Source organism: Marinobacter sp. OP 3.4 (genome assembly GCF_036224885.1).
GTDB lineage: Bacteria > Pseudomonadota > Gammaproteobacteria > Pseudomonadales > Oleiphilaceae > Marinobacter.
Genome location: NZ_JAVVLT010000054.1, coordinates 23,522 through 39,822 on the forward strand (window position 1 = coordinate 23,522; position 16,301 = coordinate 39,822).

Genomic DNA, 16,301 nt, shown 5'->3' on the forward strand with positions numbered 1-16,301 from the left:
TGCAAATGATAGTGATTCGCATTCATATGCGGGTCTGCAATAAAACAGTGAACCATTCAGACACAAGGAGTTTTCCATGCATCGCCGTATGACGTTGCTGGCATCCGCGGTGGCCCTGGCCAACGCCGGAGCCGCCATGGCCCAGACCGAATCCACCGAGCTCGACGAGATCGTTGTCACGGCCTCCGGCTTCGAGCAGAACATCTCGGATGCGCCGGCCAGCATTTCCGTGATTCCGGCGGAGGAACTGGAAAAGCATTCCTACACCGACATTACCGATGCCGTAAGCAACATTCCCGGCGTCTACGTCAACGGTGGTGGCAATGCCAGGGACATCACCATTCGCGGCATGACCGAGGGCTACACCCTGTACCTGGTGGATGGCCGCCCGGTGTCGGCGGGCCGGAACATCAACACCAACGGCAGCGATGGTGGCAAGCAGATTGCCCTGCCGCCGATTTCGGCCATTGAGCGGATCGAGGTGATTCGTGGGCCCATGTCGTCCCTGTACGGTTCCGAAGCCATGGGCGGTGTGGTCAACATCATTACCAAGAAGAACACCGAGGAATGGCACGGCTCGGTCGCCACCGAATACACCAAGTCCCTCAGTGACCTGAACGAAGACTCGCAACTGGTCAGTGCCTACGCCAGCGGCGCCATCGTGCCGGGCCTGCTGGGGCTGCAGTTTGATGGTTCCTGGCAGGGGACCGACGAGAGCCATTACATCGGTGGTGACGACAACGCCGAAAGCACCCCGGAAAGCGACCGCCGCCAGGGTGGGGCCAAACTGATCTTTACGCCGGACGACCGGAATGAAATCGAGGTGGGTTACAACACCGCGGAACTGGAATACACCCATAATCCGGGCGTCAGTGTCCCGGAAGACAGCGATACCAGCACCTACACCTACCACAAGGATGTCTACCTGATCGGCCACAAGGGCACCTATGACAACCTGACCCTGGACACCTACCTGCAGCACGACGTGTCCGAGCGTGAGCAGGACCTGGAGAAGCGGGAGGAGATCACCACCTTCAATACCCAGGGCACCACCCTGCTGGGTCGGCATATCGTGACCTTCGGCGGCCAGTACCGATACGAAGACCTGACCGATGAAACCAATGGCCTGCTGGATACCGATATTCCCATCGCCACTCGTAGTGTAGACCGCTGGATCGGCGCCCTGTTCGCCGAGGTTGAGTGGTCTGTGCTGGATGACCTGAACGTCACCACCGGCATCCGCTATAACGACGACGAGCTGTTCGGTGGCCACTGGACGCCCCGTGTCTACGCCAACTACCACGTCACGCCGGAGTGGACCCTGAAAGGTGGTGTATCCACCGGTTACAAGCAGCCCAGTCTGCCGGAAGCCACCGAAGGTTTTGGTCGTGGCACTGGCGGTGGCGGGTCTCCCGCTCCACACGCCCGGGCGTTGATCATCGGTAACGAGGACCTGGAGCCGGAAACCAGTACCAGCTATGAAGCCGGTTTCGTGTTCAACAGCCTGGCCACGGACCTGGATGCCAGTGCCATGGTGTTCTACACCGAATTTGACGACAAGATCGCCGAAGACCGGTTCTGCGATCCGGGCGGCGACCGCAACGATCCGTCCACCTGGCAGTGTGCCTACCAGGGCAACAACTACCTGTTCCTGAGCACCCGGGACAACATCGACAAGGCCACCATGCAGGGTGTGGAGCTGTCCCTGGACTATGGCATCACGCCGGCACTGACCTTCAGTTCCAGTTACACCTATACGGATTCCGAGCAGAAATCCGGCGAGTTCGAGGGCGAGCCCCTCAACAAGATTCCCAAACACATGGCCAACGCCGGCCTGGACTGGCAGAGCACCAACCGGCTGAACCTGTGGCTTGACGCCAACTACCGGGGCGAAACCACCGACTACCTGAGCCGCACCAGCATGGAAGATGGCACGCCGGACTATACCTTTGTGGATGTCGGCATGGTGTACGCGCTGAACGATAGCGCGCGGGTGAAGGCGGGCCTCTACAATGTGGCTGATAAAGAGGTGACCAACGATACCTACGGCGTCGTACTGGATGGCCGTCGCGTTAACCTTGGCCTGACGGTCGACTTCTGAAGCGGGAGAACCCCATGAACACGATACGAACCTGTTTACTGGCCCTGGCGGGCACGGTAATCCTCTCGGGTTGCAGCACCCTGTCAAAGGAGGTTGCGGGCCCTACGGTGATCAGCTTTGACCACGGTGCCACCGATACCCTGGTGGAGCTGGGTCTTGAGGAGAAGATCCTGGCGGTGCCGAAGACCGGACTGCCGGACTACCTGGGTGATCTCGCGGATGGCCGCCCCGATGCCGGCAACCTGAAGACCCCGGATCTGGATGTAGTAGCCGACGTGGCACCGGACCTGGTGCTGGTTACCGGTCGTCAGGGCGACAGCCTTGAGGCCCTGGAAGAGATCGTACCGGTACAGGATGTATCCCTGCTGGGCGACGACTACCGTGAAGCGGTCGACGTTCGTGTACTGGGTCTGGGTACCCTGTACGGTCGTTACAACGACGCGAATGAAAGCCTGCAGGAACTCTGGGCATTCGTCGACCAGCAACGGAGCGGCATTGACGGCAGTCCGCAGGTGGCGGTGGTCACCCATAACGATGGCAACTTCTCACTGCGGGACGAGGCGGTTGTGTTCCAGTTGCTGGACCTGGAACAGCCGCCGGTGCCGGATGGTGTCGAGTCGGTTACCCGTGGAACCCGGGTGTTCACCCCGGTAACACCGGAGATACTGGCTGACATGGCCCCGGAGCACCTGTTCGTGGTGGACCGCAGTGCCGCCATTGGCGCCGGGGCACTGGATGTGGGCCAGCTTCGCAGCGACCTGGCGGCTGCCGGGGCGGCGAACATCAGGGTGACGGTGCTGTCCCCGCGCCTGTGGTACCTCTCCGGTGGCGGCCTGCAGAGCGTTCGCCTGCAGGTGCAGGAGATCGTCGACGCCCTGTAACGGACACGCCCGGGTTGCTCCCTGTTCGTGAACCGAACTACATGGCCCGGGAAAACAGGCCAAAGGGCATCGCCTTGAGCACATAACTCAGCGGTGTCCAGGGCCACCAGGGCACATAGGCCCGGCGTTTCTCGCTGTCGATGGCCTTTACCAGGGCTTTTACCCCCGTCTCCAGATCCACTCGAAAGGGGGCGTTGGTCACGCTCCGGTTGATATCCGTGAGGATATAGCCCGGCAGTATGCTGGTCACCCGGATGGGCGTGTCCCGGGTATCCAGTTGCAGGCCTTCCGCCAGGGCCGCGACCGCCGCCTTGGTAGCCGCATAGACGTTGAAAGGTCCCCGGAAACCGCGGACGCCGCTCACCGACGACATCAGTACCAGGTGCCCGGCGTTCTGCACCCGGAAGATTTCCATGGCAGCCTCGCACTGGGCGATGGCGGCCACGAAATTGGTCTCCGCCGTCTGCCGGTTGGAGGCAAAGTCACCATGACCAACGGCCGACTGGCTGCCCATGCCGGCATTCACCACCACCCGGTCCAGGGTGCCCAGCTCCTCATGGAACTCCCGGAACACCTGGAACACCCGGTCGTAGTCGCACACGTCCAGTGGGCGCACCACCACCTGGATGCCGGGATGGCTGGCCAGCAGTTCACTCTGTAACTGCACCAGCTTTTCGGTACGGCGGGCGCACAGGGCCAGGTTACAGCCCTTTGCCGCCCAGCTTCGGGCCATGCCCTCGCCCAGGCCGGTACTGGCGCCGGTAATCAGGATATTCTTGCGCATGATGTCTCCTGCAGGTTTCTGCTGTCAGGTATCCGGCCCTTTTGTACACTGTGGGCACGCGACGGGACACCAGGAATGATATGAAAGCTTACCTCAACAAGATCGTGCAGGGACAACCGCTGAACTACGAGGCTTTCCTCAAGGTCCTGCCCGCCGATATGGCCCGCAACCACCGCAAGCTGTTCGCGACGGAGAAGGTGGCCCCCAACCGTTGGCGGGTGAACGTACTCGACAGGGAGTTGTTCGCCGAACTTATAGCGAGGGTTGAAACTCCCCAGAACCGGGCCCACGCGGCGAGACAGGGAGACTCGCATCGCCACGGCACCGGGCATGCGTTCCTGTTGGTGTTCCATGAGCCACCCGTGGACGACCGCCCCGAGGTAGTGATTTGCTCGGATAATGGCACCAATGCGGGTTTTCGGCCAGCGGCGCAGGTACTGGTGGTGGAGAATGAAGAGAACTTCTTTCATTACCGGCAAATGTTGGCTTTCGCGGCCCAGTGCCTGGGAGCCGGTCTGGCACTGCCGGACTGCGATGTGGTGCTCGGGGGCGGCAACCGTATCACCCGCCCGGCCTGCCGCCAATGGCTCGACCAGTACCAGGCCGTCTACTGCGCCTTCGACTACGACGCCGGTGGCCTGGAGATGTTCAACACGCTACGGCGGACCCTGGGTGATAAAGCCCGGTTTGTGCAACCTCCGGACTGGTCCGCGTGGTATCCCGCCTGCAAAAAGACGCCAGACAGTACCCATCGGTTTACAAGGGCCATCACCCTGGCGGAAGATCTGGGGTTTGACGGCCTCGCCGAGGCCTTTCGCGTAACCGGCAAGTTCATGGAGCAGGAGACCATTCTGGATGACAGATACTCTGGCGAGCAGTAACGCCTTCACCTTCGGTATCCGGCGCCTGGTGTTGGTGGATTCCGCCGGCTTCTGTTACGTCGAGATCCCGGTGGACAACCATGCCCTGATCCTGGGGCCGGGCAACCTGGGCAAGTCCAGCCTGTTGAATTCCCTGCGCCTGTTCCTGCTGCCGGAGAACAACTTCCGTAACAGCCGCAAGAAGTTCGCCTTCCGCAACGCCAGTGCCGGCAGCTTCTATACCAATGAGGAAAGCTATCAGCATTATTTCCCCAGTCAGTTCAGCTTCCTGATCATGGAGGCGGAAAACCCGGCCGGCGTCCACTGCCAGATCCTCTACCGGGATCAGAGCAGCCAGCTCAGTTACGGCCGGGTGTTCGTGCCCGCCTCCTACGACCAGCTGCGGCCGCTGTTCTGGAACGGCGACGACCCGGAGGGTATCGGTGAGGCGGTGCCGGAGCTGTCCTTCAGCCGCCTGTCCGACGCCCTCAAGAAGCTGTCCCGGGATACCGTGTTCACCAGTGACCCTGGCAAGCTCAAGTCGATGCTCTACAACAGCGAGCTAATGAACGCCGACACCGTGCGCTATTCCGTGCTTCCCCTCGGCGAGTCCGACGAGCGCCGGGTGCAGTCCCTGCGCACGCTGATCCTGCTGCTGTTCGAAATGAAGGCCGATGACCAGGCCATGGCCAATGCCGTCGCCAGCATCATCGAGGCGGACAAGAAGTTCGCCGACGACGCCTTCGATTTCAATATCGACCAGTTCCTCAGCCGTCACGATGAACTCAAGCAGCAACAGGTGCAGCTCAACCGGATCGAGAAGGAGCGCCCCCGCTTCGAGCGCCTGAGCCGGGATTACGAGCACTACCAGAGCCTGCTGCGCAGCCAGCAGGATTTCGCCGCCTTCCGGGACGGGTTGCAGGATGCCCTCAGGGACATCGGTCAGCAGCGGGCAAAGGCCGCCACTGCCTGGCATGAGCAGAACGACACCCTCAAGCATGTGGTCCAGTCGCTGAAACGGATGGAGCAGGAGGCCAACAGCCTGAAGGGCGAGCTGAAATCCGCGGACCGGACCCTCAAGCGCGCCGAGCAGAACCAGCGGGAAGGGGAGTTGCTGGTCTCTCAATACGGCGATATGACCCTGCAGGAGATCGGCGAGGTCCTCAAGGAAGACCTCGAGCGCAAGCGCGGTCACCTGAAGGCTCTGAAAAGTGCCGCACAGGCCGAGGTCCGTCTCCAGCAGATACGCAGCGAGTTGGACATCATCGACCGCAAGCTGACGCAGCTGGGCGAGCGAGAAAGCAAGCAGCAGTGGCAGTTGCAGAACCAGCTGGATGACACCGTGGTCGCGCCCCTGCGAGCCGTCGACCCCCGCCTGGTGATGGCCAGCCCGGGGGAGACCCTGGACAGCGACACCAAGGCCACCATCGAAGCCTTCTCCCGTCTGTTTGAAACCACCGACCGGGGCCATGACTGGTTTGATGTGGAATACCCGTCCCAACCCGCGCGGCAACAGGACTTTGCCGCCGAGGGCCGTCGACTGCAGGGGGAGCGCAACGCCCTGGAGCGGGAACAGACTGAGCTGAGCGATACTGGCAATCAGGCGGAAAACCGGCCACAGGTGATTGCCGCCACGGAAAAAGAGATCAAGGCTCTGGAGAAGGACCTGGAGACCTGGGAACGCTACCCGTCAGCGGCCACCAGCATCCGTGACGCGACTCGGGACAAGGAGGCGGGAGAGGAAGCCCTGGCGAAAGTGGACGAACAGGCGCGCCTGGAGCAGGAAAAGTTCGAGGCTGTGCAGCAGAAGGTCAACAAGGCCAGGGCCGAAAAGGACCGTATCGAGGAACGGGAGAACGAACTGATCACCGTGAACCGCAGTGTGGCCACGGTGGAGCACCGCTTCCAGCACCTTAAAAGCGCCACCGCGGAGGCGCCGCTACCGCCTGAGCGGATCTCTGTAGCGGCCTTTGATGACCTGCAGGCCCGGCTGGACGACCTGGAAAAACTGCGGCTGGGCATCCTCGATCACCTGCGGCAGTTCGTCTACCAGGATGTCTACGACGATGCCGACGGCGAACTGCAGAAGGACAGCCCGTCGTCGGCGGTTATCCGCGACATCGTCAAGGCCCTGTCCGACATGTTCGCGGCCATGACTGAACGCTGGACGGTGCTGGAAGAGCAGATCGCCATCCACAACGAAACCGTGGCCAGCTACCGCCAGGCCCTCAAGAGCAACCACGAACATATCAGCCGTTTTGAAGCCCAACTGAATCGGGAGCTGGACGGCGTGCGCATCAACGACCTGGTGGAAATCCGGGTGGACATCCACACCGACCCCCGCTTCCGAAACCTGGTGGAGGAAGCCAACAACATTGACCCGTATGGCAACCAGCTGCAGTCCGATGCCTTCTACGATCGCCTGCGGGTGTTCGTGGCGGAGTTCTTCGGTGACCAGGGCGGCAGCCAGCGGCTGACCATGGACCGGGTGATCACTGGCATTTCCTATCGCACCCGCAAGGAGAACGCCAGCACCCTGGACAGGAAGGGCCAGTCCACCTCCACCACCGCCCTGATCAACCTGGAACTGGTGTATCGCCTGCTGCGGCGGGTGCTCTATCCGGGCGTGCAGCTGTCGTTTCCGATGGTGCTGGACGAGCTGGCCAGTGTCGATATCAGTCAGGTGCCCTCGCTGCTGGACCGGCTGCGGGAGCAGGGCTTCAACCTGTTCTCCGCCGCCACCCACAGCGCCAGTGCGGAGGTGATCTACCTGGTGGGGCGGCACCTGGAAGTGGGGCAGATGCGTACTGCCAGGCCTTACAGCCCACAGCGCACCCTGGTGTTCTGGGGCGGGGCGGAAGGCTTCACGGGGGGCGAGCCCCTGAGTCACTGGGCGGACCAGACCCAGAATACCCTGCTGGAGTGGTCGGATGAGTAAGCGTTTCAGCACCCTGGATACCACCCGGCTGCTGTTCGAACACCCGAAAATCCTGTTCCGCCTGATCGAGCGCATGGATCGTAACGAGGCCCGTTACATCCGCGAGAGTGATCTGATCAACGAGGTAATGGCCTATTCCCGAACCCTTGGCCGGGCCGACCAGGACCGAATCCGACTGGCCCTGAACACCGACAACCTGTTCCGCACCGGCCTGGTGATCGACATCATCAAGGCGGAAGGGGAGCGGCGACTGGTACTGCAGGATGCCCTGATCAATCTGATGCGGGCCTGCAACGCCTCGCTCTACCAGGAACTGACCGATGCCCGCCTGCGGGGCCATCTGGTGACCCTGCGGGACGTGCGGGACCGGTTCGAAAACGCCAGCTTCAGCGAGGCAGATCCGGATTTCACCGAGCTCCGGGACGACCTGAACGAGCGGGTCAGCCAGCTGATCGGCCTGCTGCGCCAGAACGTGCTTCGCATGCAGACCATCAGCACCCAGCTGGCGGACATGTCCGGCGATGCCAGCCGGGTGCCGGAAAAGTACGTAGCTTTCCGCCGGGATTTGTTCGAGCAGATCGTTACCCTCTACGACCGGCACATCAAGCCCACCCTGGTGTTCCTCAACCCGGACACCCGGCTGCCGGACGGCACCAACCTGTTTGAGACACTTGAGGCCATGGTGAAGCAACTGGAAGTGAACGGGCAAATGAGCCTGGCGGACCAGATGTTCCGATCTTCCCTGAGCCTCAATGCCCTGTACAAGCCGATCCAGGCGGTGGCGCAGGAGGTGGAGCACTTTCTGCGCAAGACCCGCCGGGGCATGGTGCAGTACAACGCCATGGAGCACTTCTTCGGCCAGCTGCGGGAGCTGAAGGGTGAAACCGAAACCCTCAGTCTGCGTCGCAAGTGGCTGGAGGGCGGCGACTTTGCCCGTAGCACCGGCTTCCTTATGGGATTGCGGGCCCAGGCGCGGCCCAAGCATTACGCCTTTGGCGCCTCGACGAGCTACTACCAGCTGCTGTTCAGCGAACTGGAACTGAGGCTGGCGGACCTGAGGCGCAAGGCGGATGTGCCGGTGCTTCAGGAAGTGGCGGGCAGCGGCCGTGATACACGGGTAGACGTCCAGCGAATCCACCAGCTCTATCAATGGCTGGAAACCCTGCAGCTGCGCCCCACCAACGACCTGGTGCGGGAGCTGCACGGCCGCCTGGACGGCTTTATTGAAGGCTACCGCTTTCCCGACCTGCTGGCCGCCCTGAACCGACTGGTCAACACGCCGCCGGCGGGCTTTCGGGTGGTCACCACCAACCGCTTCCGTGCCCTCGCCCCGGCGCAGGATTCCGCCACCCCGGATGACCACTTCATCTACCGCAAACGACGCCTGGAACCAGCGAGCGAGACCGACAATGGAACCAACTGAAAGCCCCCAGCGGGAAGCCAGCAACAGCTTCGACGACATACTGCCGGCCCGCAGCGCCGCCGTGTACCGGGAGTTCCAGGCCGGTCGGGTGATCGTGCGGGAAATCTGGGACGCCAACCGTTCCGAGCTGGTGGCCAACCCCCTGTACAACCTGATCTACAACCACCTGTCCCACTTCCGGACCCTTTACGAGCACCTGGGCAGCGAACTGGTATTTAACGAGACCGGTGCCTTCTTCTACCTGCGGGAGAGCAGCGATGATGACAATGAGGAACATGACGAGAATGCCTTCCGGGTGCAGGTGGTCCTGCTGCTGATCGGTCGTTACTTCGCCCGCAGTGGTCGTGACCTGGACTATCTGGGTCGGCCCGACGCCGGCCTGAAAGACGACGACCTGAGCACTATGGATGCCGACGAGGAGTACCGGGATATCCTGCGGGCAGCCCGTTTCGAGAAGGGCCTGCCCGAAGCCATGGACTACCTGGACAAACGCAACCTGGTGTTCAGGTCCGGGGCTGATCGCTACTTCCTGAGCTCGGCGGGTATGCATTTCCTGGCGGAACTGGTTCGGGAATACGAGGACGGGACGCGGTTATAGCATCCCTGGTGTCGGAAACCCTGATGGGAGAATGGTATGTCGGAAACCAGAATCGCCTTTGAGGAACTGGTCTCGCTGCTTGAGCGGGTATTCCTCAAACACGGAACATCCGCCGCGACGGCCAGGGTGTTGGCACGCAATTGTGCCAGCGCCCAGCGGGATGGCTCCGACAGTCACGGTGTGTTCCGCATTCCCGGCTACCTGTCCACGTTGGCCAGTGGCTGGGTGGACGGCAGAGCCGAACCGAGGGTGGAGGATTGCGCCCCGGGTTTTGTGGCGGTGGACGCCGGTAACGGCTTTGCCCAGCCGGCACTGGAAGCCGGTCGAGGGTTGCTGATGGAGAAAGTGCGGGAAAACGGCATTGCCCTGATGGCCATCCGCAACTCTCATCATTTCGCCGCGCTCTGGCCGGACGTGGAGCCCTTTGCCCGGGAGGGGCTGGTGGCCCTGGCGTTGGTCAACAGCATGGCCTGCGTGGTGCCGGCGGGTGGGCGCAAGCCGTTGTTCGGCACCAACCCCATCAGTTTTGCGGCACCCCGCAGTGGCCATGACCCACTGGTGTTCGACCTGGCCACCAGTGCCATTGCCCATGGTGATGTGCAGATTGCCGCGAAGGAGGGGAAAACCCTGCCGGAAGGCTATGGGGTGGACGCCGACGGGCAGCCCACCCGTGATCCGCAACGGATCCTGGACGGTGGCGCCCTGCTGCCTTTCGGCGGCTACAAGGGTTCGGCCCTGTCCATGATGGTGGAATTACTGGCGGCGGCCCTGACCGGCGGCAACTTTTCCTTCGAGTTCGACTGGTCGGGCCACCCGGGGGCAAAGACGCCCTGGACCGGGGAGCTGATCATCGTGATCGATCCGGCCCGGGGCGCTGGCAGCAACTTTGCCGATCGCACCGAGACCCTGGTGCAGGCCATGGTGGATGCCGGCCAGCAGCGCCAGCCCGGGGATCGCCGTTACCGGCAGCGGGCGGAGGCAGAACAGCTGGGGGTTGCCATCAACGAGGACGACCTGGCCTACCTGAAAGGACTGGTGAACTGAGGTCGGGATCTGTTACTCGTTGTCGGCGGCCGCCCGGGCTGCCTTGCGCCGCTCCAGCCGATGATGGATCTCACCGATAATGCCCCGGCGAAAGACCAGTACCACCACCACGAAGATAGTGCCCAGGATCACCTGTACCCAGGAGCCGAAGGAACCCAGCTCATGGGTGAGGGTGGCCACGGTAATGGCCCCCAGGACCGGGCCGAACACCGTGCCCAGGCCGCCCACCAGCGTCATCAGTATGACCTCGCCGGAGGTCTGCCAGTGGGCGGCGGTGAGGGAGGCAAACTGGAACACCAGCGCCTTGGTGGACCCCGCCAGTCCCGCCATGGTGGCCGATAGCACGAACGCCAGCAGCTTGAAGCGGTCCACGTCGTACCCCAGGGACAGGGCCCGGGATTCGTTTTCCCGGATGGCCTGCAGCACCTCCCCGAAGGGCGAGTGAATGGTCCGGTAGATAATGCCGAAACCCACCAGGAAGATGGCGAACACCAGGTAGTACATGCTGATCTCGTTGCCCAGGTCGATCAGCCCGAACAGCTTGCCCCGGGGAATGCCCTGGAGCCCGTTCTCGCCACCGGTGAATGGCAGTTGCAGGCACAGGAAGTAGATGATCTGGGCCAGGGCCAGGGTGACCATGGCGAAATAGATACCCTGGCGGCGGATGGCCAGGAAGCCGAACACCGCCCCGATCAGGAAGGCAAAGCCGGTACCGGCGAGGATGCCCAGCAGCGGCGGGAACCCCCACACCTTGAGGGCATGGCCGGCAATGTAGGCGGCACCGCCAAAGAAGGCGGCATGACCAAAGGACAGCAACCCGGCGTAACCCAGCAACAGGTTGAAGGCACAGGCGAACAGGGCGAAGCACAGCAGGTCCATGACAAACACGGGGTAGGCCAGGAACGGCGCAATCAGGCCCAGTACCAGCATGATGGCAAACAGCACTTTATTCATCATGAGGTTACTTCTCCTTGCCAAACAGACCGGCCGGGCGGAACAGCAGCACCAGCACCATCAGGAAGAAAATCACGGTATTGGCCGCCGGTGGGTAGAACACCTTGGTCAGGCCTTCCACCAGCCCCAGGGCAAGCCCGGACAGGATCGCCCCCATGATGGAACCCATGCCGCCGATCACCACCACCGCGAACACCACGATGATCAGGTCCGCCCCCATCAGCGGACTGACCGAGTAGATGGGTGCTGCCAGCACACCGGCCAGGCCCGCCAGGGCGGCGCCGAAGCCGAAGGTGAGAGTGACCATCAGCGGGACATTGAGGCCGAAGGCCTGGGTGAGTTGGGGGTTCTCGACGCCCGCCCGTAATCGTGACCCCAGTCGTGTGTGTTCGATGACGTACCAGGTGGCAAAGCACACCACCAGGGAGAAGACGATGGCGAACATGCGGTAGGTGGGGAAGAACATGAACCCCAGGTTGAGCACGCCGCCAAGCACTTCCGGCTGGCCCGGGTAAGGGGTGCCGGAGACGTTGAAATAGTTGGCAAACAGTCCCTGCAGGATCAGGGTGATACCAAAGGTCAGCAGCAGGCCGTAGATATGGTCCAGGTCCGCCAGCCGCTTGAGCATGGTGCGCTCGATGAGAATGCCCAGCAGGCCGACCACCAGGGGCGCCACAATCAGCGACCCCCAGAAGCCGATCTGCAGGCTGATACCAAACCATTGTTCCAGGTAGGAATAACCGATCAGTGCGACGAACGCCCCCAGCATGTACATGGCGCCATGGGCGAAGTTGATGATATTCAGCAGGCCGAATATCACCGCCAGGCCAAGACTCAGCATGGCGTAGAACACACCTACGTTCAGCCCCAGCAGTGCCTGGGCCAGGATGACCTGCATCGACACGTCGGTTATCCCCTCTTGTTGTTATTGATGAACGACGCTGCCGGTTATTTATTAACCAGGCCGCACTTGGTCTCTTCCATGGTGATGTAGGCCTGTTCCGCCGGAATCCGGGAGACCACCTCAAGCAGGTCCCATTCACTGTCGGACTCGTCCGGGGACTTCACTTCCACCAGGAACATGTCGTGCAGCATGGAGCCGTTGGGGGCGATCTTGCCGTTTTTCACGAAGAAGTCGTTCAGCTCCATTTCACCCAGTTTTGCCCGTACCGCATCGCTGTCGTCGGTGCCCACCTCATCAACGGCTTTCAGGTAGTTGCTGACGGCGGAATAGACCCCCGCCTGCACCATGGTGGGCATGGCGCCGTGGCGCTCATAGAAGCGGTTGGACCACTCCAGGGCCTCCTCGTCCTGGTTCCAGACGAAAGCGGTGGTGAACTGCAGACCCTGGGCGATATCCAGGCCCATACTGTGCACATCGGTGATGAACACCAGCATGCCAGCCAGTTTCTGTCCGCCCTGCACAATCTGGAACTGGTTGGCCTGCTTGATGGCATTGACCGTATCCTGGCCGGCGTTGGCCAGGCCGATGACTTCCGCCCCCGAGGACTGGGCCTGCAGCAGGTAGGAGGAGAAGTCATTGGTGGACAGCGGGTGCTCGATGCTGCCGACCACTTCGCCGCCCAGCTCCTTCACCACGGCGCCGGTGTTGTCCCGCAGGGAGTGGCCGAAGGCGTAGTCAGCGGTGAGGAAGAACCACTTCTCGCCGCCGTTCTTCACCATGGCGGTTGCCGTGCCCACCGGCAGGGCGTGGGTGTCGTAGACATAGTGAATGCCATAGGGCGTGCACTGCTCCTCGGTCAGTGCGGTGGTGCCGGCGCCGGTGTTCATGGTGATCACCTTGCGTTCCTCGGCCAGCCCCTGGACCGCCAGGGCCACGGACGAGTTGTCCAGGGCCGTCAGCATGTCCACCTGGTCATCGTCAATCCACTCCCGGGCGGTGCTGGCGGCGATATCCGCCTTGTTCTGGTGGTCCGCCGAGACAATCTCGATGGGTGTGCCCATGATGGAGCCGCCGAAATCCTCAACGGCCATCTCCGCGGCAACCACGGCGCCGGGACCCTCCAGGGTCTTGTAGACACCGGACATGTCGCTGAGGACGCCGATCTTCAGTACCTCGTCCGACAGCTCCGCGCTGGCGGTCATGGGAAGTGACACCGCAGCGGCAGCGGCCACGGTGGTGAGTCCTGTCTTCCAGTTCTTGAGCATGTTGTTTCCCCTTCTTGTTGTATTGGGTGGGGGCGTGTCCCTCACCTTTGATCAGACACTCAGGTGCCTGTTCAACTGGTCCTGTTTGGCGTCAAGCTCGTCGGCGGCGATCTGTTCCACCACGCGCCCGTGCTCAATCACGTAATGCCGGTCCGCCAGCGGTGCCGCGAAGCGGAAGTTCTGTTCCACCAGGATGATGGTAAAGCCCCGGGCCCGAAGCTTGCGGATCACATCGTCCAGGGACTTGAGGATGACCGGCGCCAGCCCTTCAGTGATCTCGTCCAGCAGCAGTAAGGTGGCCCCGGTACGCAGGATGCGGGCAATGGCCAGCATCTGCTGCTCGCCACCGGAGAGCTTGGAGCCCTGGCTCTTGCGACGTTCCTTCAGGTTCGGGAACATCTGGTAGATCTCGTCGACGGACAGGCCGCCCTCTGCAATCACTGGTGGCAACACCAGGTTCTCGTCCACGTTGAGGGAGGCATAGATGCCCCGCTCTTCCGGGCAGTAACCCAGTTTGCCGACCCGGGCGATCTGGTGGGTGGGCAGGTTGATCAGTTCAGTACCGTTGACCCGGATGGATCCGGTACGCTTGCCCACCAGCCCCAGGATGGCCTTCAGGGTGGTGCTGCGACCGGAGCCGTTGCGCCCCAGCAGGGTGATGACTTCACCCTCGTGTACGGTCAGTTCCAGGCCATGGAGGATGTGGGACTCGCCATACCAGGCGTGCAGGTTCTCGATCTTCAGCAGCTCTCTGGCGTTCTCAGGCGGCATCGGTGGTCCCCATGTAGGCTTCCATCACGGCAGGGTTGGTGGACACGGCCTCGTAGTCACCCTCGGCCAGCACCTGCCCCCGGTTGAGTACGGTAATGCGGTCGGCAAGCGTTGAGACCACATTGAGGTTGTGTTCCACCATGACGATGGTGCGGTCTTTCACCACCTCGCGGATCAGGTCGGTGACCGTGCCGACATCCTCGGCGCTCATGCCCTGGGTGGGTTCGTCCAGCAGCATCAGGCGCGGTTTCAGGGCGATGGTGGTGGCGATTTCCAGGGCCCGTTTACGACCATAGGCCAGCTCCACCGCCGGGGTGTCACCGAAGTCCCCTAGGCCCACCTGTTCCAGCAGGTGCTGGGCTTCCTCGTTGAGCTGGTCGAGTATCCGGATGGATCGCCAGAACTGGTAGGACACCCCCAGCTTCCGTTGCAGGGCGATGCGTACGTTCTCCCGGGCGGACAGGTGCGGAAACACCGCCGAGATCTGGAACGAACGTATCAGGCCGTGCTGGGCGATATCCGCCGGGCGGTGTCGCGTAATGTCGTTACCGTCGTAGAGAATCCTGCCGGAAGTGGGTGTCAGGAACTTGGTCAGCAGGTTGAAGAACGTGGTCTTGCCGGCCCCGTTGGGACCGATCAACGCGTGGATGTGCCCGGTCTGCACCTGCACATTGATGTCTTCAATGGCCTTGAATCCCTTGAAGTCCTTGGTCAGGCCCCGGGTTTCAAGGATTACGGATGAATCAGGCTGGTTTTCACTCACGGATCGTCACCCTGTCTGCCCCACTATTGCTTGCCTGACGGCTGCTTGCCTGGCCAGGCGGGCAGTGGGGTGTTTTTATTATTGGCCATACCGGATGTTTCCGATAGCTGTGACGGCGGATTTTCGAACACAGCAAGACGCGATCAGGACGGATTCCTGAATCACGTCTGGAAGCTTCATGGAAGTAAAGATGGAACCTGACTGGGTTGTCAAGTTTGGCGACCCGAAATACCGTATCCGGTACTCCGGGGGGAAGTCAGGCGTCCGGTGACAGGTGCTCTGCCAGGAATTCCAGCGTCCGGCCGTGGGCCAGTGCCGCCGCTTTCTGGCTGTAGGACGGCCGTCCCCAGCAGTTGAAGCCGTGGTCGGCCCCCTCATAGACATGGAAGTGTGCCCGGGGATGATCCGCAAACGCTTCCTGGATGCTGTTTACCGCCTCGGAGGGAATCATCGGGTCCTCGCCCCCGAAGTGAAACAGGATTGGCTGCTGGATGTTACCAGCCAGGTCCAGGTGGTTGTGGGTACCGCCACCATAGTAACTGACGGCTGCGTCCGGTTTGCCAATGGCAGCAGCCCGGTAGGCCAGTTGGCCGCCGAAGCAGAAGCCCATCACGCCCACCTTGCCGGTGACCTGCTCCAGGTTGCGCAGGTATTCCACGGTGGCGGCCATGTCGGCTCCGTTCTGTTCGGCATCCGTTGCCTTGACCAGCGAGAACGCCTTTTCACTGCCCGGCTTGTCGTAGGGCAGGTCCACCCGCCGTTCCTGTCGCCAGAACACGTCCGGGGCCAGCACCACGAATCCGTCCAGGGCATATTGCTCGGCCAGGCTGCGGATATGGGCGTTCACACCCCAGATTTCCTGTATCAGGACCAGGCCGGGGCCTTCTCCGGTGGGTGGCAGGGCCAGGTAGGCGTCGAAGGTGTCGCCATCGTCATTGGTGACGTTGATCCACTGTGTGCTCATTGGCTGCCTCCGTTGGGATTACCAGGTGACCGCCGGGAATGCAGGGGCAGT

At 62.1% G+C, this 16,301-nt stretch carries 14 protein-coding genes; 7 read left to right on the forward strand and 7 right to left on the reverse strand.

All coding sequences use genetic code 11. The features are described 5' to 3' along the window. Positions 1 to 76: 76 nt before the first annotated feature. Positions 77 to 2,101, forward strand: a complete 2,025-nt coding sequence (locus tag RO069_RS09865; protein ID WP_328187153.1) for a TonB-dependent receptor domain-containing protein — start codon at positions 77 to 79, stop codon at positions 2,099 to 2,101. 14 nt (positions 2,102 to 2,115) lie between these two features. Then, entirely contained in the window at positions 2,116 to 2,982 is an 867-nt protein-coding gene (locus tag RO069_RS09870; protein ID WP_328187155.1) for an ABC transporter substrate-binding protein, read from the forward strand. A 37-nt stretch (positions 2,983 to 3,019) separates the two neighbouring features. Here the strand turns inward: RO069_RS09870 and RO069_RS09875 are convergent, their stop codons facing one another. Further along, positions 3,020 to 3,766: an SDR family oxidoreductase gene (locus RO069_RS09875; protein ID WP_328187157.1), complete on the reverse strand. Its 747-nt coding sequence runs from the start codon at positions 3,764 to 3,766 to the stop codon at positions 3,020 to 3,022. Between the two features lie 80 nt (positions 3,767 to 3,846). Here RO069_RS09875 and RO069_RS09880 point away from each other — a divergent pair, with 80 nt between their 5' ends. From RO069_RS09880 to RO069_RS09900, 5 genes are read left to right on the forward strand one after another with little or no spacing between them, the layout of a single operon-like run. Further along, the gene (locus tag RO069_RS09880) at positions 3,847 to 4,647 is read left to right on the forward strand and encodes a Wadjet anti-phage system protein JetD domain-containing protein (protein WP_328187159.1); all 801 of its coding nucleotides are present in this window, start codon (positions 3,847 to 3,849) and stop codon (positions 4,645 to 4,647) included. After that, positions 4,622 to 7,564, forward strand: a complete 2,943-nt coding sequence (locus tag RO069_RS09885) for a hypothetical protein (RefSeq protein WP_328187160.1) — start codon at positions 4,622 to 4,624, stop codon at positions 7,562 to 7,564. Before RO069_RS09880 ends, RO069_RS09885 begins: the two co-directional genes overlap by 26 nt. Next, positions 7,557 to 8,987: a hypothetical protein gene (locus RO069_RS09890; RefSeq protein WP_328187161.1), complete on the forward strand. Its 1,431-nt coding sequence runs from the start codon at positions 7,557 to 7,559 to the stop codon at positions 8,985 to 8,987. The genes RO069_RS09885 and RO069_RS09890 overlap by 8 nt, the downstream gene beginning before the upstream one ends. Further along, positions 8,974 to 9,585, forward strand: a complete 612-nt coding sequence (locus RO069_RS09895) for a condensin complex protein MksE (RefSeq protein ID WP_328187162.1) — start codon at positions 8,974 to 8,976, stop codon at positions 9,583 to 9,585. Before RO069_RS09890 ends, RO069_RS09895 begins: the two co-directional genes overlap by 14 nt. A gap of 36 nt (positions 9,586 to 9,621) precedes the next feature. Beyond that, on the forward strand, positions 9,622 to 10,629 hold the full coding sequence (locus tag RO069_RS09900; RefSeq protein WP_328187164.1) for an Ldh family oxidoreductase: 1,008 nt from the start codon (positions 9,622 to 9,624) through the stop codon (positions 10,627 to 10,629). Between the two features lie 12 nt (positions 10,630 to 10,641). Here RO069_RS09900 and RO069_RS09905 read toward each other — a convergent pair whose 3' ends face one another. From RO069_RS09905 to RO069_RS09930, 6 genes are all read right to left on the reverse strand, one after another. Next, complete coding sequence (locus RO069_RS09905) at positions 10,642 to 11,586, reverse strand: branched-chain amino acid ABC transporter permease (RefSeq protein ID WP_328187166.1); 945 nt, start codon at positions 11,584 to 11,586, stop codon at positions 10,642 to 10,644. Between the two features lie 4 nt (positions 11,587 to 11,590). Continuing rightward, a complete protein-coding gene (locus RO069_RS09910) occupies positions 11,591 to 12,481 on the reverse strand; it encodes a branched-chain amino acid ABC transporter permease (RefSeq protein WP_328187337.1) in 891 nt (296 codons plus the stop codon). A gap of 50 nt (positions 12,482 to 12,531) precedes the next feature. Beyond that, on the reverse strand, positions 12,532 to 13,752 hold the full coding sequence (locus RO069_RS09915) for an ABC transporter substrate-binding protein (protein WP_328187168.1): 1,221 nt from the start codon (positions 13,750 to 13,752) through the stop codon (positions 12,532 to 12,534). A gap of 51 nt (positions 13,753 to 13,803) precedes the next feature. Further along, positions 13,804 to 14,523 (reverse strand): ABC transporter ATP-binding protein, encoded by a 720-nt coding sequence (locus tag RO069_RS09920; RefSeq protein ID WP_328187170.1) that lies wholly within the window; start codon positions 14,521 to 14,523, stop codon positions 13,804 to 13,806. After that, positions 14,513 to 15,286, reverse strand: coding sequence for an ABC transporter ATP-binding protein (locus RO069_RS09925; protein ID WP_328187172.1), 774 nt, complete (start codon positions 15,284 to 15,286; stop codon positions 14,513 to 14,515). The genes RO069_RS09920 and RO069_RS09925 overlap by 11 nt, the downstream gene beginning before the upstream one ends. Positions 15,287 to 15,542: 256 nt before the next feature. Further along, positions 15,543 to 16,250, reverse strand: coding sequence for a dienelactone hydrolase family protein (locus tag RO069_RS09930; RefSeq protein WP_328187173.1), 708 nt, complete (start codon positions 16,248 to 16,250; stop codon positions 15,543 to 15,545). Between the last annotated feature and the right edge of the window lie 51 nt (positions 16,251 to 16,301).

Coding starts and splice junctions, on each gene's coding strand:
- RO069_RS09865 (WP_328187153.1), top strand. CDS start 77: ATGCATCGCCGTATGACGTTGCTGGCATCCGCGGTGGCCCTGGCCAAC.
- RO069_RS09870 (WP_328187155.1), top strand. CDS start 2,116: ATGAACACGATACGAACCTGTTTACTGGCCCTGGCGGGCACGGTAATC.
- RO069_RS09875 (WP_328187157.1), bottom strand. CDS start 3,766: ATGCGCAAGAATATCCTGATTACCGGCGCCAGTACCGGCCTGGGCGAG.
- RO069_RS09880 (WP_328187159.1), top strand. CDS start 3,847: ATGAAAGCTTACCTCAACAAGATCGTGCAGGGACAACCGCTGAACTAC.
- RO069_RS09885 (WP_328187160.1), top strand. CDS start 4,622: ATGACAGATACTCTGGCGAGCAGTAACGCCTTCACCTTCGGTATCCGG.
- RO069_RS09890 (WP_328187161.1), top strand. CDS start 7,557: ATGAGTAAGCGTTTCAGCACCCTGGATACCACCCGGCTGCTGTTCGAA.
- RO069_RS09895 (WP_328187162.1), top strand. CDS start 8,974: ATGGAACCAACTGAAAGCCCCCAGCGGGAAGCCAGCAACAGCTTCGAC.
- RO069_RS09900 (WP_328187164.1), top strand. CDS start 9,622: ATGTCGGAAACCAGAATCGCCTTTGAGGAACTGGTCTCGCTGCTTGAG.
- RO069_RS09905 (WP_328187166.1), bottom strand. CDS start 11,586: ATGATGAATAAAGTGCTGTTTGCCATCATGCTGGTACTGGGCCTGATT.
- RO069_RS09910 (WP_328187337.1), bottom strand. CDS start 12,481: ATGCAGGTCATCCTGGCCCAGGCACTGCTGGGGCTGAACGTAGGTGTG.
- RO069_RS09915 (WP_328187168.1), bottom strand. CDS start 13,752: ATGCTCAAGAACTGGAAGACAGGACTCACCACCGTGGCCGCTGCCGCT.
- RO069_RS09920 (WP_328187170.1), bottom strand. CDS start 14,523: ATGCCGCCTGAGAACGCCAGAGAGCTGCTGAAGATCGAGAACCTGCAC.
- RO069_RS09930 (WP_328187173.1), bottom strand. CDS start 16,250: ATGAGCACACAGTGGATCAACGTCACCAATGACGATGGCGACACCTTC.